21 protein-coding genes are annotated in these 15791 nt (G+C 70.0%); 8 read left to right on the forward strand and 13 right to left on the reverse strand.

All coding sequences use genetic code 11. The features are described from left to right. Window positions 1-111: 111 nt before the first annotated feature. The 3 genes from V7E45_RS31100 to V7E45_RS31110 all read right to left on the reverse strand — a co-directional run bounded on the left by V7E45_RS31100 (window position 112) and on the right by V7E45_RS31110 (window position 2231). Window positions 112-252 carry a hydrophobic protein gene (locus V7E45_RS31100; RefSeq protein ID WP_333777560.1) on the reverse strand — a complete coding sequence of 47 codons (141 nt, stop codon included), beginning with the start codon at window positions 250-252 and terminating at the stop codon, window positions 112-114. Between the two features lie 110 nt (window positions 253-362). Beyond that, window positions 363-857, reverse strand: coding sequence for a cupin domain-containing protein (locus tag V7E45_RS31105; RefSeq protein ID WP_333777561.1), 495 nt, complete (start codon window positions 855-857; stop codon window positions 363-365). 96 nt (window positions 858-953) lie between these two features. Continuing rightward, window positions 954-2231 carry a hypothetical protein gene (locus V7E45_RS31110; protein ID WP_333777562.1) on the reverse strand — a complete coding sequence of 426 codons (1278 nt, stop codon included), beginning with the start codon at window positions 2229-2231 and terminating at the stop codon, window positions 954-956. Between the two features lie 72 nt (window positions 2232-2303). Between V7E45_RS31110 and V7E45_RS31115 the strand changes: the two genes are divergently transcribed. Further along, window positions 2304-3230, forward strand: coding sequence for a LysR family transcriptional regulator (locus V7E45_RS31115; protein WP_333777563.1), 927 nt, complete (start codon window positions 2304-2306; stop codon window positions 3228-3230). Between the two features lie 252 nt (window positions 3231-3482). On the opposite strand, the gene V7E45_RS31120 is transcribed toward V7E45_RS31115, so the two are convergent. The 5 genes from V7E45_RS31120 to V7E45_RS31140 all read right to left on the reverse strand — a co-directional run bounded on the left by V7E45_RS31120 (window position 3483) and on the right by V7E45_RS31140 (window position 5791). Continuing rightward, window positions 3483-3635 (reverse strand): hypothetical protein, encoded by a 153-nt coding sequence (locus V7E45_RS31120; RefSeq protein ID WP_333777564.1) that lies wholly within the window; start codon window positions 3633-3635, stop codon window positions 3483-3485. A 92-nt stretch (window positions 3636-3727) separates the two neighbouring features. Beyond that, window positions 3728-4213 carry a GNAT family N-acetyltransferase gene (locus V7E45_RS31125; protein WP_333777579.1) on the reverse strand — a complete coding sequence of 162 codons (486 nt, stop codon included), beginning with the start codon at window positions 4211-4213 and terminating at the stop codon, window positions 3728-3730. A 17-nt stretch (window positions 4214-4230) separates the two neighbouring features. Next, the gene (locus tag V7E45_RS31130; RefSeq protein ID WP_333777565.1) at window positions 4231-4650 is read right to left on the reverse strand and encodes an arsenate reductase ArsC; all 420 of its coding nucleotides are present in this window, start codon (window positions 4648-4650) and stop codon (window positions 4231-4233) included. Beyond that, window positions 4650-5417 (reverse strand): MIP/aquaporin family protein, encoded by a 768-nt coding sequence (locus V7E45_RS31135; protein WP_333777566.1) that lies wholly within the window; start codon window positions 5415-5417, stop codon window positions 4650-4652. The genes V7E45_RS31130 and V7E45_RS31135 overlap by 1 nt, the downstream gene beginning before the upstream one ends. Next, the gene (locus V7E45_RS31140) at window positions 5414-5791 is read right to left on the reverse strand and encodes an ArsR/SmtB family transcription factor (RefSeq protein ID WP_333777567.1); all 378 of its coding nucleotides are present in this window, start codon (window positions 5789-5791) and stop codon (window positions 5414-5416) included. Before V7E45_RS31140 ends, V7E45_RS31135 begins: the two co-directional genes overlap by 4 nt. Before the next feature lie 83 nt (window positions 5792-5874). Here V7E45_RS31140 and V7E45_RS31145 point away from each other — a divergent pair, with 83 nt between their 5' ends. Continuing rightward, window positions 5875-6348, forward strand: coding sequence for an ArsI/CadI family heavy metal resistance metalloenzyme (locus V7E45_RS31145; protein ID WP_333777568.1), 474 nt, complete (start codon window positions 5875-5877; stop codon window positions 6346-6348). Between the two features lie 292 nt (window positions 6349-6640). Then, on the forward strand, window positions 6641-7210 hold the full coding sequence (locus V7E45_RS31150; protein WP_333777569.1) for a hypothetical protein: 570 nt from the start codon (window positions 6641-6643) through the stop codon (window positions 7208-7210). A gap of 449 nt (window positions 7211-7659) precedes the next feature. Here V7E45_RS31150 and V7E45_RS31155 read toward each other — a convergent pair whose 3' ends face one another. Continuing rightward, window positions 7660-8139, reverse strand: coding sequence for an ATP-binding protein (locus V7E45_RS31155; protein ID WP_333777580.1), 480 nt, complete (start codon window positions 8137-8139; stop codon window positions 7660-7662). Window positions 8140-8300: 161 nt separating this feature from the next. Between V7E45_RS31155 and V7E45_RS31160 the strand changes: the two genes are divergently transcribed. Together V7E45_RS31160 and V7E45_RS31165 are read left to right on the forward strand one after the other, a co-directional pair. Next, entirely contained in the window at window positions 8301-8678 is a 378-nt protein-coding gene (locus V7E45_RS31160; protein ID WP_333777570.1) for an STAS domain-containing protein, read from the forward strand. A gap of 229 nt (window positions 8679-8907) precedes the next feature. Next, window positions 8908-9294 carry a GAP family protein gene (locus tag V7E45_RS31165; protein WP_333777571.1) on the forward strand — a complete coding sequence of 129 codons (387 nt, stop codon included), beginning with the start codon at window positions 8908-8910 and terminating at the stop codon, window positions 9292-9294. A 244-nt stretch (window positions 9295-9538) separates the two neighbouring features. Here the strand turns inward: V7E45_RS31165 and V7E45_RS31170 are convergent, their stop codons facing one another. Then, window positions 9539-10024 carry a DUF427 domain-containing protein gene (locus V7E45_RS31170; RefSeq protein WP_333777572.1) on the reverse strand — a complete coding sequence of 162 codons (486 nt, stop codon included), beginning with the start codon at window positions 10022-10024 and terminating at the stop codon, window positions 9539-9541. 463 nt (window positions 10025-10487) lie between these two features. Continuing rightward, complete coding sequence (locus tag V7E45_RS31175; protein ID WP_333777573.1) at window positions 10488-10934, reverse strand: DUF1772 domain-containing protein; 447 nt, start codon at window positions 10932-10934, stop codon at window positions 10488-10490. A gap of 90 nt (window positions 10935-11024) precedes the next feature. Here V7E45_RS31175 and V7E45_RS31180 point away from each other — a divergent pair, with 90 nt between their 5' ends. Together V7E45_RS31180 and V7E45_RS31185 are read left to right on the forward strand one after the other, a co-directional pair. Continuing rightward, entirely contained in the window at window positions 11025-11603 is a 579-nt protein-coding gene (locus V7E45_RS31180) for a TetR/AcrR family transcriptional regulator (protein WP_333777574.1), read from the forward strand. 915 nt (window positions 11604-12518) lie between these two features. Beyond that, window positions 12519-13982 carry a membrane-associated oxidoreductase gene (locus V7E45_RS31185; RefSeq protein WP_333777575.1) on the forward strand — a complete coding sequence of 488 codons (1464 nt, stop codon included), beginning with the start codon at window positions 12519-12521 and terminating at the stop codon, window positions 13980-13982. 74 nt (window positions 13983-14056) lie between these two features. Here V7E45_RS31185 and V7E45_RS31190 read toward each other — a convergent pair whose 3' ends face one another. Next, on the reverse strand, window positions 14057-14278 hold the full coding sequence (locus V7E45_RS31190; protein WP_333777576.1) for a helix-turn-helix domain-containing protein: 222 nt from the start codon (window positions 14276-14278) through the stop codon (window positions 14057-14059). Then, window positions 14278-14763: a DUF2975 domain-containing protein gene (locus V7E45_RS31195; RefSeq protein WP_333777577.1), complete on the reverse strand. Its 486-nt coding sequence runs from the start codon at window positions 14761-14763 to the stop codon at window positions 14278-14280. The genes V7E45_RS31190 and V7E45_RS31195 overlap by 1 nt, the downstream gene beginning before the upstream one ends. 650 nt (window positions 14764-15413) lie before the next feature. Here V7E45_RS31195 and V7E45_RS31200 point away from each other — a divergent pair. Continuing rightward, window positions 15414-15791, forward strand: coding sequence for an STAS domain-containing protein (locus tag V7E45_RS31200; RefSeq protein ID WP_333777578.1), 378 nt, complete (start codon window positions 15414-15416; stop codon window positions 15789-15791).

The raw sequence follows: 15791 nt of genomic DNA on the forward strand, positions 1-15791 counted from the left end.
CCCCCCCCCCCCCCCCCCCCCCCCCCCCCCCCCCCCCCCCCCCCCCCCCCCCCCCCCCCCCCACTCACTCCTTACGGGTGGCGCGTTCCTCGCGCCGGGTGTGTCCGTCGTCTACCAGCGGTACCAGCGGCCCTTGCGGCCGCCGCTGTCCGCCGTCCGGACGACGAAGCCCAGCAGCCACACGACGAGCACGATCACCGCGATCCACCACANGATCAGAGCCAGCAGAAGAACCAGAAGCAGGGGAACCATCGTTATCAACCTCCTGGCCACCATGTGCCCTTACCTCGTCCTGACAAGCCCACGACCTGGGAGTTACTTCCACGACGTACGGGGCATATAGGCGGGCGCCGTGCTGTACGTCAGCTTTCTCGCAGGGCTTCGCGCCAGGCGGGGCTGTCGATGTAGTGGTTGTCGTAGTGCTCGGAGGAGTCGCGGATTTCCTGCACGGTGGCCTCGCCCCGGGCGACACGCTCCAGCAGCCGGTAGTAGTCGAACCGGGCGAGTCCGGGGGTGAAGACCACCAGTACGTCGGCGTCCCGGCCCGGCGCGGGGGCGAAGGCGTGCGGCATGCGCGGGGGGAGCAGGAGGAAGTCCCCCGGGTTCAGGGTGTGTACCTGATCCCCGGTCAGGGCCCGCAGTTCGCCGTCCAGGACGAACAGCATCTCGCTGGCGCGGGTGTGGAAGTGCGCCGGCGTCCCGGGCGAACCCGCCTGCATCGTGGCGCGGTTCGCGGTCAGCGCGCCGTCGGTGGCTTCGGCGTCCGCCAGCAGGGTGATCAGGCTCGTGGGGCCGTCGGCAAGGGTCTCGGCCTGGGAGGCACGAACGAGCACGGGGGAGGCATTGGTCGTAGCCACGGTTGTTCTCCTTGTGTTGTGTCGAAGGGTGGATCGGGGCAGCGACCGGCACCGTGGCCGGTGCTGCCGCGTGGTCAGCGGCCGGGGTCACCCGCGTCAAGTGGGCGCGCCTCGGGCCGTCGTGAGGGTCTGCGAGGCTCGCGCCGCACCGGCATTCGGCCACAGGATGATGATCAGGGCGGCGACGATCTGGACGCCGCCCGCGCCGATGAGTGTCGGACCGGCCCCGATGAGGGCGATGACGGCGCCGCCGGTGAGCAGGCCGATCGACACCGCCCCGTCATGGACGAGGCTTTCCGCGGCGAACGCGGCCCGCCGTTGCGCCCCGCTGGTGCGTGCGGTGATGAGCTTGTTGAGCGCCCCGATGCCCAGCGGCATGGCGAAGCCACCGACCGATGCCACACACCCCAGGGACAGCAGGGATGACGTCACCGCGGGCAAGGCGGTGAACGCCAGGCCCAGGACCACCCATCCGGTCGCGATCGCCGCGAGTGGGGGAAGCCGCGGCACGACAACGGGCGCAAGAAGCGCGCCGGTGAGCGACCCCAGGCCGTAGCCCGTCATACCGGCCGCGATGAGGACTCCGGGTTGTCCGGTGCGGGCGCCGAGGACGGCGAGGCCGAGGGTGAAGGCGAACCACGCCAGTCCACCGACTCCGGACATCGTCACCGCGCGCCGGATGTCCTGGTGGGCGGCCAGTACATTGCGGATGGCGGGAGCGCCCACCGGGCCACCGTCGGCCGGAGCGGCGGCCGGCCGGGCTGCGGGAACAATGGCCGGGCGGGTGGTCACAGGTGGGGCCGAGGTGCCGCGCACGCTCAGGAGGAGGACTGCGGCCACACCGACGCCGGCGGCCTCGGCCCACAGCAGGGGCATCGGCCCACCGGCCTCGACGGCCCAGCCGGCCACCGGCGGCGCCAGGATCATGGTCACTCGGTGGGTGAAGTCCTGCCACGCCAGCATCTTCGTCGCCACCGTCTGCCCCAGGCCGTCGCAGATGTCCGACAGCAGTGCGCGTTGTCCCGGCCCGCTCACCGCGGACGCGCATCCCGTGACGAGTCCGGCGGCGATGAGATGGAGCGCTCCGACACGGCCGAGGAGCGCACCGACGGGGACGACGAGCAGCCCGGCGATTTGAACCAGGAGTACACCGGCCAGTGACCGGCCCGTGGTCAGGCGCTGACGCAACTCGCGTGCCCACCACGGCGATGTCAGCATCGGCACCCCGACCGCTCCCCCGACCAGCCCGACCGACCAGGCCGAGCCGGTACCGGCCAGCGCGACCAGTGGCAGCGCCACGGCGGTCGTACGTTGGCCCATCCAGGTCACGAAGGTCGTGCCCAGCATGGCGGCGATGTCACGTCTGTTGTTCACGTCTCGATCTTCCGGCGAGCGAACAGCCTCTGGTAGCCGGAGAATCAGAGTGACACGTCATAACCTGAGCCTATGAGCTCATTACCTTCTGTCTCGGATCTCAGACTTGTCGAAGCCGTCGCACGTCACGGCTCACTCGGTGCGGCCGCACGGGAACTGCTCATCAGCCAGCCGGCCGTGAGCAACCGCCTGGCCGCCCTGGAACGCCGCATAGGGGAGCGGCTCTTCGACCGCGACACCACCGGGGCCAGGACGACACCGGCCGGTCGCGCGCTGTGCGTGGAAGCGGCTCACGTGCTCGACCACCTCGGCACGATCTTCGACCGGACCCGGGCAGCGGCGCACGCACGCACCTTCACCGTCGGTACTTTCAGCAGCCTCGCGCCATGGCTGTTTCCCGCCCTGGAAGAACTGCTGGACGACACCACCATCCACCAAGTCGTGGAACACGGTGACCGGCTGACGGCAGACGTCGGTGAGGGATCTCTCGACGCGGCCTTCGTCGCCGTCGCCAACCAGATGCGCCTACCCGCCACTGTGATCGCGGTGCCCGTCGGCAGCGACCGGCCGGCCCTCCTGACGCCCGCCGGTGTGGCGGTCGGCACAGGCCGGCGTCCCTTCGCCGGACTCGACGTCGTGGCCTACACCTACGACATGTCCACCGACGCGCTGCACGAACGGCTGAGTGAACTCGGCGCCCGACCCCGCACTGCCGCCACCGCGGAGACCGCCGTGCGGATGGCCCGCTTCCTGCAGTGCCCGGCGGTACTCCCCCACGGACTCGCACGCGCCTACGCACAACACACCGACCACCTGTCCCCCGCTCCCCTGCCCGGCCGCCTCACCCTGTTCATGGTCACCCGCCGGCCCCCCGCCCAGGAACTCGCAGCGGTCGTCCACCAACTCCCCGCCCGACTCGGGCTACGACGCGTTCCGGCAGCCGGCGCCGCTGACCCGAGCCAAACAGCAGCGGTCGGCGAAGGCGGTGCCGGTTCCTGAGTCAGGACGGTGGACCCGTGGCCCCCGTCAGGCCGCGTGGCCGCCACACCGGCCCCGACACCCTGCCCCGGCACCGCCGACGACATCGACGCCGTACGCCGTGTCGCCGGCCGGGGCGGGCGCGCCGGAGTGTGATGGTCACCGAGTAGCGGGCTCGTGCCCATGCCTTTCGTCCGCCTGTCCGCGCGCCGGGTGCGGCCTTGCGGCATGCCCATGGGACGGCGCGTCCCGTGCGTCGACCCGGCTGTGGCTTCATACCTTCAGGACCAGCAGCAGCGCCGTGAACACCGTGGCGCTGACACCGACCACGGGAATCAGGCTGGGTGCGACGACCACGGCGACTCCCGCGACTGCGGCTCCGATGGCTGCGACGACGATGAGCAGGGTGCGGTCGGCAGTAGGCATTCCAGAAGCCCGCGCCGCGGGACGGCGCCAGCAGGGCACGGCCACTCGGCTTCGAAGCCCTGGCACCCCTCGGATGCCCGGCTCCGTCAGGCTCAGTTCACGCTGGGGCTGCGGCGCTCGACGAGGACGACGTCGCGCCATGCCCCGTGGTGGCGGCCGATCCGTTCACGGGTGCCGACGACCCGGAACCCGGCGCGCCGGTGCAGAGCGAGGCTGGCGGTGTTTTCCGGGAAGATGCCCGACTGCACCGTCCAGATGCCGGCCTCATCGGTGGAGGCGAGCAGGGCGGTGAGCAGGGCCAGGCCCACCCCGCGGCCGCGGGCGTCGGGGTGGACGTAGACGGAGTGCTCGACGACGCCGACGTACGCGCACCGGTCGGAGACCGGCGCCACGGCGGCCCAGCCCAGCACCCGGCCGCCGTCGAGGGCGACAAGGCGGTGGGCAGGGAGCTTGGCGCTGTCGAACGCCTCCCAGGTCGGGGCGGTGGTCTCGAACGTGGCGTTCCCCTCGACGATGCCGAGCTGGTAGATCGCCAGGACCTGCTCGGCGTGCTCCGGGCTCAGCGGCGCGATGCGCATGCCGGTCTCGGTGGCCTTCACTCCGTGGCCTCGACACCGAGTTCGGCCAGCAGGCCGCGTATGCGGTGTTCGATCTCGTCACGGATCGGCCGGACCGCCGCGACGCCCTGCCCGGCCGGGTCCTCCAGCTGCCAGTCCAGGTAGCGCTTTCCGGGGAAGTAGGGGCAGGCGTCGCCGCAGCCCATGGTGATCACGACGTCCGAGGACTGCACCGCCTCGGTGGTGAGGACCTTGGGGGTCTCGGCCGAGATGTCGATGCCGACCTCGGCCATGGCCTCGACCACGGCCGTGTTCACGGTGTCGGCGGGGGCGGAGCCGGCCGAGCGGACCTGGACCTGGTCCGAGCCGAGGTGGGTGAGGAAGGCGGCGGCCATCTGGGACCGGCCCGCGTTGTGCACGCAGACGAACAGCACGGAGGGAACGGCGGAGGTTCTCATCAGGCCGGAGCGCTTTCTTCGGAGGAACGGGCGGCGGGCTGCTGCCTGCCGTGGGGGACGACGGCCTCGTTCCCGCCCACGGCGGCCCGGCGGCCGAAGCAGACGGCGACCAGGCAGAGACCGGCGGCGGCGCCGATCAGCTGGGCGGCGAGGAAGGGCAGCACGGAGGCGGGGGCGATGCCGGCAAAGGTGTCGGTGAACCCCCGGCCGATCGTGACGGCCGGGTTGGCGAAGGACGTGGAGGAGGTGAACCAGTACGCCGCGCCGATGTAGGAGGCGACCAGCAGCGGCGCCAGGTGCGCCCGGCTTGCACGGGCCAGACCGAAGATGAGCCAGACCAGCCCGGCGGTGGCCACGACCTCGCTCAGCCACAAGTGGCCGGCCCACCGGTCGTGGGTGGAGAAGTGGACCAGCGGCTTGCCGAACACGGCGTCGGCCAGCATGGCACCGACGATCGCCCCGGCGAGCTGGGCGGGCACATACGCGGCGACGTCGCGCAGGGTCGGGTCGCCGCCGGTGCGGCGTCCGGTGAACCAGGCGGCGAGGGTGACCGCGGGGTTGAAGTGCGCCCCGGACACCGGGCCGAGCAGGGTGATCAGCACGCCGAGACCGAAGACGGTGGCCAGGGAGTTGGCCAGCAACTGCACGCCGACGTCGCGGGTGAGCTCGGTGGCCTGGATCCCGGAGCCGACCACCACCGCGACCAGCGCGGCCGTCCCCAGTGTCTCGACCGCCGCCCGTCGCAGCAGCGGCACGGGCGCGCTCACGCGGGAGCCTTCACGGACACGGGGATCTGGAGCAGGGCGGACAGCTTCGCCAAGGCCTCGGGGACCACCCAGTAGTACACCCAGGTCCCACGTCGCTCGGAGCCGACCAGCCCGGCCTCCCGCAGCACCTTCAGGTGGTGGGAGATCGTCGGCTGGGAGACGTCGAACGGGCCGGTGAGGTCGCACACGCACGCCTCCCCGCCCTCATGGGAGGCGATCAGGGAGAGCAGCCGAAGCCGGATCGGGTCCGACAGCGCCTTGAACATCCGCGACAGTTCGGCCGCGGCCTCCTCGCCCAACGGCTCGCGGACCATGGGAGCGCAGCATGCGCCGTCGTCCTGCCCCAGCACCGGCAGACCATCTTGTTTCGACATTCCTCAATATTGACATCCGTCGATCCCGAGTGGCAAGGTCGACTGTATCGACAGTCATCGAAACAAGTTGTAGGGAGACCGTCATGTCCCGTGTCCAGCTCGCCCTGCGCGTCGCCGACCTCGAAGCCTCCATCGCCTTCTACTCCAAGCTGTTCGGCGCCGAGCCGGCCAAGCGGCGCGAGGGCTACGCCAACTTCGCCCTCACCGAGCCCCCGCTCAAGCTCGTCCTCATCGAGGGCGAGAGCAGCGAGGACACCCGCCTGGACCACCTCGGCGTCGAGGTCGCCTCCGCGGAGCAGGTCGAGGCCGCCACGACCCGGCTGAAGGAAGCCGGGCTCGCGACCCTCGAGGAGAACGACACCACCTGCTGCTACGCCCTCCAGGACAAGGTCTGGGTGACCGGCCCCGGCAAGGAGCCGTGGGAGGTCTACGTCGTCAAGGCCGACGCGGACCAGCTGAGCAAGAGCGCCGCCTCCGGCGGCGACGCCTGCCGCGTCGGCCAGGAGGAGAGCGCCGAGTCCGCGCCGGCGGCCGCGGGATGCGCCTGCGGCAGCTGAATGGCGCCCCAGGCGTCGGCGCGGAGCTGGTCGCGCTTCGTCAGCAGTCATGCGTCCGATCACCCGGGACGCAGCGGTCGCCGGCGGGGGACGGTCGGCGGTGCCGGCTCGCGAAGGCGTATCCGGCGCCATAGCCCACTCGCGCTCCACCCGGCGCCCCTGCGGATCACCGGACTCGACGGCTGCGGGTGAGCCCGTCTGGGCCACCAGTGATAGCGGCCGGCCCTCGGCCGGGTGAGGGTGGACGCAGCCGCGAACTGTCCGCCGCTCACGCCGTCGAAGGAGCACCTCCATGTCCGGACGCCATACCGTCATCCGCAGCTTGCACGATCTGGGACTGGCGGCGTGGTTCGGCGGCTCCCTGATGGGCGCGGTAGGTCTCAACGGCGCGGCACGTCAGGAGGGCGCCACGGATGTGGCCAAGGCGCGGATCGCGTCGGCCGGCTGGTCGCGGTGGATGCCGGTCAGTGCCGTCGCGATCGGCGCCCACCTGTACGGGGGCAGCGGCCTGCTCGCCGTCAACGCCCACCGCCTCGCCAAGCAGAAAGGCGTTGCCGCCTCCTCGGCGGCGAAGACGGTCGTCACCGCAGCGGCGCTGGCCGCCACCGCCTACGCGCGCGTCCTCGGCAAGAAGCTGGAGCTCGCCTCCTCCGTCGACCCCCAGGACCTCGAGGAAGCGGCCCAGCACCCCTTCGACGCCGACCGGGCCCGGCGCCACCTCGCCTGCGTGCAGTGGGTGGTGCCCGCTCTCACCGGATGCCTGGTGGTTCTCAACGCCCTGCAGGGCGAGCAGCAGCGGCCCCTCCAACAGCTCCACGGCATGTGGGACCACGCCCGCTCAGCCGCCCCGCTCATCCACTGACCGCCGGCAGGCAGCAGTGCTCCCACAGGCCACGGGCCACAGGCCGCGGGCCACTTGTGCGGTGTCCTCGTCGTGGTGCCCGTCGTTGTGCCCCTGCGGGTGGGCGCATGGGTGGAGCCGGCCGGTTGGGAGGCGAGCTTCCCGAGTGGGTCCCCCAGGCACGGTCGGGACCCACGCGTGGGCATCCGCGCATGAGGTGACGGGCCGCGATCGGCCTGCCTGCCCTGTCCCCTGCTGTTGTGGTGACTGGGGCTGGGGCGTGACGCGGGGGGCCCGACGTCCCCGGATCCCCGTCCGCGGGGCTCGCCCCCGTCCCGTTCCTAGCGGAACACGTCTGCGGACAATCGCAGGGCGCCGCGCTGCCCGCAGTCCCGTTGGGGAATCGCGCGCCGCCCTGACCCGCCACGCTGTCGGCGACCGCCCCCCTTGAGGCGGGCGGTCGGCCGTTGTCACGGAGGCCGGTGTCCGGCGACGGCGCCGCCGGGCTCGTCGGCCAGGGCGAGGCGGGCGGTGATGCGTTTGCCGACCGGTTCGCGGCGCGCTTCGAAGCCCTGCGCGACGGCCATGACGATCTCCAGGCCGTGCTGGCCGACCCGGCCGGCGTCCGCGGCCCGGGCCATCGGCAGAACCGGGTCGCAGTCCCACACCACGATCTCCACCAGGTCACCGAGGATGCGCAGGTTCAGCAGAACCGGGCCGGGGGCGTACTTGCGCGCGTTGGTGACCAGTTCACTGACCACCAGCTGGGTGAGGTCCATGGCGCGCTGGGAGACGGCCAGACCGTGCTCGGCCTGGACCCGGGTAAGGAAGGCGGCTGCCAGGTGGCGGCCCTGGGCGATGTCCGCGCCGTCTCCGACCAGGGCGGCACTGGTCTGTATGACCGGCCCGTCCGGCGCCGCGCCCTCTTCCGGCGCCGGGCCTGTTTCCATCACGCCGCCACTTCATACCTTGTTCGCGATTGAACCTGTGCGTACCCGCACAGCCGCCGATCACACCATGGCCCTCTGTTGAATCGGCCACACAACAGCGCCGCTCGTACCATGCCGTCCTGCACTACGCACCAGGGCTTGAGTGTGCCAGGATCACCCGCATGTCTGAGGGAGAAATGACCGGCGCCGAACACGCTGCGCAGACCGGTCAGCTGACGGTCGTGACCACTACCACCGACGGCATCCGCGTGCTGACCCTGGCCGGCGAGATCGACCACCACACCGGCGACGCACTCCGCCGAGCCCTGGACGCTTCCGACACTCCCCGCCCCCGCATCGTGGCCGACATGCACCAGGTCACCTTCATGGACTCCAGCGGTATCAACATCTTCATCACCGCCCACCAAGACCTCAGCGAGGCCGGCGGCTGGCTCCGCCTGGCCGCCATCGGCGAATCCGTGGCGCGCACCATCAGCCTCGTCGGCATCGACACCGTCATCGACTGCCGCGAAACCCTCAGCCAGGCCCTCGGCGACTGACCACCCCCTCACCGGCCACCCGCCGACCTGCCGTCGCCGGCTCCTGGCCGACAGCGGCATGGCGAGGACCGCCGCACCCGACAGCCGGCGCACGTGCAGACGACTGATCCGCAGGTCACAATGACCCGATTGGCCGTTGAAGCCACGGGCCGTGCACAGGCGGGGTCTGGACAGCGTCGGGTCACGAGCTGTGCGGGACCGGCCGGGTGAAGGCGGGGAGGTCACTGCTGTGCTGCTGCAGGCGATCGGAGGGATGCTGCCCGCGGCCCTGGCCGTCGCGCTGAGCCCGTTCCCCGTGGTCGGTATCGTGCTGATCCTGGCAGGCAAGCAAGGTCATCGCAACGGCCCGCTGTTCGCCGCCGGATGGGTCGCCGGCCTCAGCATCGCCGCAACCGTCATCGTGCTGGTTTTCGGCGAGGCCGAAGACCCCGACAGCACGTCGTCGGCCATCGCCGACTGGGGACGCGTACTGGCCGGAACAGGTCTGAAGTTCTCGTTGTCAGCGTCGTCCTCTTCGTGCTCCTCGGCTCAGGCACCGTCCTGGGAGCCGTTGTCGTCCATTTCCTGGGCGGTCGACGCGCGGCGACGTTCCTGGACAGCGTCCGCGAGTTCATGATCACCAACAGTGTCGTCATCACCGCAGTCGTACTCGTCCTGCTGGGCGCCAAAATCCTCGGTGACGGGCTCACCGGACTCGGCCGATGAAGCCACCCGCTCCTTCAATCCCCGCGGGCGCGAGGAGAACCGGGACCACGACCGAGCGAAGGTCGCCCGCGTCGGTACGCCCTTCCCCTCCCGCAGAACCAGCCCGGCACCTGCCGCCGTCACAGTGAGCGCTTGAGCGGGCGTTTCCGGCCGGGTCACCAGCCGTGGGTTCGGGCTCCTCCCTTGAAAGGGCCACGGACCTCGGGAGTGATCCAGCCTCCATAGAAGTCGCCTTCCTGTGGCTGCACGGTGTACCTATCGACGGTGCAGCGGTCGACTCTTCCGGCGTAGAAGGCGAAGTGATCCGCGAGTTCTCCGTAGGGCGGTCGCGGGTCGGAGTAGTTCCAGGCGGCGAGGGCGCGGATGTCCGATCCCACCAGGACGTCCCAGTAGTCAGCGATGCCCTTCCACTCGCACCAGGTGTGGTGGGAGGCAGACCGCAGCAGGTCCATGCGAACGTCGGCCGGGGGCACATAGAACACCGGTGGATGGCTGGTCTCCATGATCTTCAGTGCGCCGGTCGTGTCGGCGAGAACCTCGCCCGCGCACTCGACGACGATCCGCCGCGGGTCGCGGCGCAGAGCAGGCGGACGCGGATAGTCCCACACCGACTCCATCAGAGTGGTTTCGTGTGACGACATGGCGGCCCCTCTTCGCAGAGCACAATTCGGACACTCGCTTTTCGGCGGAGACAGCCGGCGCGGATGCGGTCTCCAGGCGCTCTCGGGCCGCGGCTCGTCACCCTTGCGATCACAGAGCAGGCAGACAGTGTCGACGGTGGCTACCTTCTCCAGGGGGCTGGCGCGCTCCTGCCAAGAGGAGTCCGGCAGTTGAAAGTGGTGCTGGAGGATCGGGTCGTCGGGCCGGACCGGCCGGTCGACGCGCACCGAGAGCTCTGCCCGGTAGGCGGTGCGTCGTCGACGGCGTCGTCGACGGTCAGGAGCGCGGGCCGGTGGCCGTCGAGGTCATCGAAAGGGGGCTGGGCGCCGAGGGCGCCTTCCCACAGCTTCTCCGAAGCCTTGCGCTTCGGTACGGACACCACCGCGACCACGCCGGAGTTGCGTCCGTGGTGCGGGCCGGCCCCACCCGGGGTGAGCCGTGGGCTCAGGTGAGGGCGGTGACCAACAGGACGAAGGCGGCGATGATGACGGCGACGCGGACGTAGTGCCAGCGCTGCCAGCGGTTCAGCTGCTGCTTCCAGTCCTCGGGCCGGTTCTCGGGGGTCCACGTCTTGTTCCGGTTGTTGATCGGGACGAGCAGCAGGATCGACATGACCACACTGAGGAGCAGCAGCGCGGCGGCGATGACGACGAGGCCGGCGCGGTCGTGGTGCCGTCCGGCGATGGCCCAGAGCGCGACGAGCACGAGCGAACCGATGTACCAGACCGGCATCACGGCGCCGAGCATCCGGCCCCCGTGGGCGTGGCCGAGCTGGCCGCTGTCCTCTGGAAGGGCGTTGAGGATCGGGTTGATCACGAAGAGGACGGAGAACTCCACCCCCACCATCAGGCCGACGATCACGGTGGTGACGACCTCGAGCGCGTTGAGCATGATGACCCCCGGAAGATCTAGTGCCGCTAGCGGATGAGGCAACGCTAGTGCTGCTGCCGCTCGCTTGTCTAGCAGTGCTAGGATCGAGGCATGTCGGTACAAGAACGCAAGGAACGCGAACGGGCGGAGCGCGAGCGCCTCATCGTGGCGACAGCCCGCGAACTCGCTGAGCAGCAGGGCTGGGACGCGGTCACCACCCGCCGGCTCGCCGAGTGCATCGAGTACAGCCAGCCCGTCCTCTACAGCCACTTCCGCGGCAAGCGCGAGATCATCGGCGCTGTCGCCCTCCAGGGCGCCACCGAGATGGCGGCGGCGGTGCGGGCCGCGACCGCCGCCGCGAACACCCCGCGCGCCCGGGTCGCCGCCCTCGCACACGCCTACCTCGACTTCGCCGCACGCAACCCGGCGGTCTACGACGCCATCTTCCAGCTCGACGGCGGCCTGGCGTACGCACAGGAGGACACGCCCGAACCTCTCAAGGACGCGTTCGCCGCGCTGCTGGAGAGCTTGGGCGAGGTCGCCGGGGACGGTGTCGAGCCGGGGCTGTTCACCGAGGTGTTCTGGGCGTCTCTGCACGGGGTGGCGACCCTGACCCGGTCGGGGCGGCTGCCGCCGAAGTACACCGAGGCGAGGGTGGAACTGCTGGTGGACCGGCTCGCCCAGGTCTGAACACCGCCCCGGCGGACACACAACCGAGACCCTCGGGCCTCGCCGCTGCCTACGGAACAACTGGTCCGGCGTCCGATCTTGTGCCGGTCGAGATGCCCGCGGCGTCTTGTCCGGGGTCCCCGCGGCCGGCGTACCCGGGGTGGCCGACAGTGTGGACGGTGTGTGGCGCACTGAACGGCTACGGCACCGTATGCCGGACGGCGAACTGTTCGCGCAACTGCGGGCGATGGTGCGACCGCTGCACGACGCACGGCGCGCTGTGATGATCAACGGAGACGGCTCCGACGCGCTGGCACTCCAGGTCGCCAAATCCCTTACCGACCACCCCTACCTCGCCTACGCCGAGCAGACCCGCAACACCCCGGACGACCGGCCAAGTTCACTCGCCCCAGCGGACGCGTCATCCTCGCACCCAGCCGGCCGCACTACACCGGGCCCCTGGCCCCGCTCACCGGCGGCGAGACCTATAGCGCCGGCGTCCCGACGAGGAGTTCCTCACCCCCTCCGGCACCCCCTTCGACGGCCCCGGCATCCCACCCGGCATCCACACCGGCGACTTCGTCCACGACATCGGCAGCAAAGCACCGGACTCGGCCCTCACGCAGGCCCTTGCCGCCCTGCGCGCGCACGACCGCTAACCGCCCGCCCCGGCCTGCCCTTGGACGCGGCTTCGCTTGGTGCTGGCGGGTCCTTGAGTGGTTTGCGGTAGACCTGGCTGAGCGGCTGGTTCCGCCCGCCCGCGTCGTCCGCCGCACTGCACCGCTCGATCTCCGGGGGCGGCGCTACTCGTGGGAACGCGTGCACAAGTCGCAAAGGTGATCGGTGAGCAGGCGAGGTTGTGCAGAGGATGTCGGGCGGCCTGGAGTGCTCCGTTTCGCGGTTGACAGCGTGAACACGGCACGTCAGAGTCCCGGCGTGAGCGAGACCAACGAGCTGTCGCCGGCCGAGACACGCATTTGGCGAGCTTTTCCACGAGGCGAGTCCGTGGACTTCCGCGTCGAGAACGAGGATCCGGCACCCGGCAACCCTTGGGGCGCCGAGCGGACCATACGGGCGAGCGTGTTGCGGACGCTGCTGCTCAAGGCTCCGCAGGAAGAGGGCGAGATAGCCGCGCTCAAGATCACTGGGGCACGGATCACCGGCGTACTGGACCTCAAGTACGCCACGATCGACGCTGCTGTCCGGCTGAGCCACTGCCAATTCGACAGTGTTCCCGACCTCTACGGTGCCAAGCTGCGCCAGCTCAATCTGAGGAACTCCGTTCTGCCTGGCCTGAACGCGGCGACGTTGAAAGTCGAGGGGGTGCTGCGGATGACGGACTGCCGAATAGAGGGGCCGGTACAACTCGCCGGGGCGCAGATCTCCGGGGCGCTGTTCATGGAGCGGGCGGAGTTCACGGCGTCGGAGCACTCCGAAGCGGTGCTGCAGCTCAACCAGGCTGCGATCGGGGACGACATGTGGGCGCCGGAGATGCGCACGCACGGACAGGTACGGCTCACTGGTGCCTCCATCGCCGGGCGAATCAACGTTCAGGACGCCGAGTTCAACAAGCCCGACGGCACCGCGCTGGACGCCCAGAACCTCAACGTGGGAGGCCACGTACGGGCGCGGTGCCTACGTACACGGGGCCGGGTCGAACTCCGAGGTTCGCGTATATCGGGGCGTCTCGACATGCTCCACGCCCACCTGTCGCATCCCGGCGACACGGCGCTGCGGGCGAGCAGTTGTGTCATCGGTGAGCTCTGGCTGCGCGGTGGTGATCGCATTGAGGGCGCCCTGAACCTGCGGCGCTCTCAGATAGAGATCTTGACCCTCGAACCGGAGATGCTTCCGGAACAGGTGCATCTCAGCAATCTCAGATACACCGTACTCAGCCCCCACGAACCCGCCGAACGCCGCCTTCCGATGCTGGAGCGAGACGGCGGCCGGTATGAACCTCACTCATACGAGCAGTTGATGGCGGCCTATCGCCATGTCGGCGACGACGACGCGGCCCGGCTCGTTCAGCTTGCCAAACAACGTCGCCGCCGGGACACACTCGCCTGGTACGGACGGCTCTGGGGATACGTTCAGGACGCCACCGTCGGCTACGGCTTCCGTCCGTTGCGCGCCGCCATCTGGCTGTTGTCCCTCATGGCCATTGGATCGATCGCATACGGCCTGCACCACCCTCGCCCCGTCAAGGCAGGCGAGGCCCCTGACTTCAACCCTGTCTTCTACACCCTCGACCTGCTCCTGCCGATCATCGATTTCGGTCAGCAGTCGGCGTTCGCCCCTCAGGGCTGGCTCCAGTGGCTGTCGTATACCCTGATCATCACTGGCTGGATCCTGGCGACGACGATCGTCGCGGGCGTTACCCGTGCGGTGAGCCGCCAGTGATCCCGCCAGAAGAACCAGCCGCTCAGCCAGGTCTTGCCGCCGTGACCGCGTTGAAGGATGTCCGCAAGGGCGCGTCATCCGTCTGCGGCGGCCTCGGCTTCCCAGCGCAGCAGGTCACCCGGCTGGCACTCGAGCACTTCGCAGAGCGCGGCGAGCGTCGCGAAGCGCACCGCCTTGGCGCGGCCGTTCTTGAGTACCGCGAGGTTGGCGGGCGTGATCCCTACGCGGTCCGCGAGTTCGCCCACGGACATCTTCCTCCTCGCCAGCATCACGTCGATGTCGACGGCGATCGGCATCAGATCACCTCGTCCAACTCGGCCTGCATGCACGCCGCTTCGACGTCGCGTGCGACGGCCTGAGCGAGCAGCATCCGCAACAGCAGCACGATGAGCGCAACGCCCAGGATGGCCACGCCGACCCCGCCCATGATGACGGTGACACCCGGGTCGTCCCGCTGGCCCGGGGCATTGATGGCCGTGACCGCGAACCACACGAGGGCAGCCGCCACGATCGCGCCGATCACACCGTCCACGTGCCGGAAGGCGGCGTAAGAGAACACGGTTCCGCGTCGCACCATCGTCACCAGCCGCCATACGCAGACCAGTGCGACCTGGACCGACACCATGCCCAGGATCGTGATCACACGCAGCGGGGTCAGCGGGAGTGACCCGTCCTCCGGGTCGGTGGCCAACGCCCACACCATCAACGCCTGTACGAACACGGTGCCGGCGAGCACCACCACGAGCACGGCGCGCAGCGCACGCACGGCCAGCTTTCCCATGACCCCACCTTCCATCGATTTGCGATGGGAATCTATCGAGATTCAATAGATTGAACAAGGGTAGGGACGGGGGATGTGCGGCGGTTCCGCAGCGCGGCAGGACGCCGCCGCCATGGCACGGCGGTCGTATGAATCGCTTGATCTTGCCGAAGCAGGCCCAACGCCCCATAAACGGGACGCCATCCGACTGTGTCGCAGCCCTGATGGCCACACTGGCACGTTTCTCGAACGGAGAGTCGACTGCCCGGCCGGCGGGACCGGGTCCGAGCGCCCGGGCAGGCAGGTGTTCCCGGGCCGTTCGCTCTACTGGGGTGGCAGTCCGGCGACGGCGCCGCCCGGGTCGTCGGCCAGGGCGATGCGGGCGGTGATGCGCTTGCCGACCGGCTCACGCNCTGGGCGATCACCGAGCCGTCCCCGTCCAGGGCCACCGTGGTCTGGATCAACCGCTCGCCCGGCGTGGTGCCGTCCTCCCCCACGGGCACTGGTTCCAACGCGGCCGCCTTCACTACCCCAATCATCCGACGCGTATACCCCCACCGTGCAGGGTGACGCCTGACACCCCGGTGTCGCCTTCGTCTCACCAACGCATCGCCTGGCATATGCGGGGCAACGATTCCAGGCGACGATCTCGCTGTGCCAGTATCACCCACATGACCGAGGAAGACGTGGCGGCCCCGCACACAACCGAACAGCCGGACGGATTGCAGGTCACCGCCGGCGCCACCGGCGACATCCACCTGCTCACCCCCACCGGGGAGATCGACCACCACACCGGCGACGCCCTCCGCCGGGCCCTCGACCTCACCGGCACCCCGCACCCCCGCGTCGTGGTCGACCTGCACCAGGTCACCTTCATGGACTCCAGCGGCATCAACATCCTCATCGCCGCCCACCGCACCCTCACCGACGCCGGCGGCTGGCTCCGCCTCGCCCGCCCCACCCACGCCGTCCAACGCACCCTGCAAATCGTCGGCATCGACACCGTCATCGACTGCCACCCCACCCTGACCGAAGCACTCGACGACTGA

Source organism: Streptomyces sp. IBSBF 3136 (assembly GCF_036815105.1).
Taxonomy (GTDB): Bacteria; Actinomycetota; Actinomycetes; order Streptomycetales; family Streptomycetaceae; genus Streptomyces.

What these genes read in the sequence shown, in the direction of transcription:
- V7E45_RS31115 (WP_333777563.1), top strand. Translation starts at nt 2,304, where the DNA reads ATGAGCTCATTACCTTCTGTCTCGGATCTCAGACTTGTCGAAGCCGTC.
- V7E45_RS31120 (WP_333777564.1), bottom strand. Translation starts at nt 3,635, where the DNA reads ATGCCTACTGCCGACCGCACCCTGCTCATCGTCGTCGCAGCCATCGGA.
- V7E45_RS31125 (WP_333777579.1), bottom strand. Translation starts at nt 4,213, where the DNA reads ATGCGCATCGCGCCGCTGAGCCCGGAGCACGCCGAGCAGGTCCTGGCG.
- V7E45_RS31130 (WP_333777565.1), bottom strand. Translation starts at nt 4,650, where the DNA reads ATGAGAACCTCCGCCGTTCCCTCCGTGCTGTTCGTCTGCGTGCACAAC.
- V7E45_RS31140 (WP_333777567.1), bottom strand. Translation starts at nt 5,791, where the DNA reads ATGTCGAAACAAGATGGTCTGCCGGTGCTGGGGCAGGACGACGGCGCA.
- V7E45_RS31145 (WP_333777568.1), top strand. Translation starts at nt 5,875, where the DNA reads ATGTCCCGTGTCCAGCTCGCCCTGCGCGTCGCCGACCTCGAAGCCTCC.
- V7E45_RS31150 (WP_333777569.1), top strand. Translation starts at nt 6,641, where the DNA reads ATGTCCGGACGCCATACCGTCATCCGCAGCTTGCACGATCTGGGACTG.
- V7E45_RS31155 (WP_333777580.1), bottom strand. Translation starts at nt 8,139, where the DNA reads ATGGAAACAGGCCCGGCGCCGGAAGAGGGCGCGGCGCCGGACGGGCCG.
- V7E45_RS31160 (WP_333777570.1), top strand. Translation starts at nt 8,301, where the DNA reads ATGTCTGAGGGAGAAATGACCGGCGCCGAACACGCTGCGCAGACCGGT.
- V7E45_RS31170 (WP_333777572.1), bottom strand. Translation starts at nt 10,024, where the DNA reads ATGTCGTCACACGAAACCACTCTGATGGAGTCGGTGTGGGACTATCCG.
- V7E45_RS31175 (WP_333777573.1), bottom strand. Translation starts at nt 10,934, where the DNA reads ATGCTCAACGCGCTCGAGGTCGTCACCACCGTGATCGTCGGCCTGATG.
- V7E45_RS31180 (WP_333777574.1), top strand. Translation starts at nt 11,025, where the DNA reads ATGTCGGTACAAGAACGCAAGGAACGCGAACGGGCGGAGCGCGAGCGC.
- V7E45_RS31190 (WP_333777576.1), bottom strand. Translation starts at nt 14,278, where the DNA reads ATGCCGATCGCCGTCGACATCGACGTGATGCTGGCGAGGAGGAAGATG.
- V7E45_RS31195 (WP_333777577.1), bottom strand. Translation starts at nt 14,763, where the DNA reads ATGGGAAAGCTGGCCGTGCGTGCGCTGCGCGCCGTGCTCGTGGTGGTG.
- V7E45_RS31200 (WP_333777578.1), top strand. Translation starts at nt 15,414, where the DNA reads ATGACCGAGGAAGACGTGGCGGCCCCGCACACAACCGAACAGCCGGAC.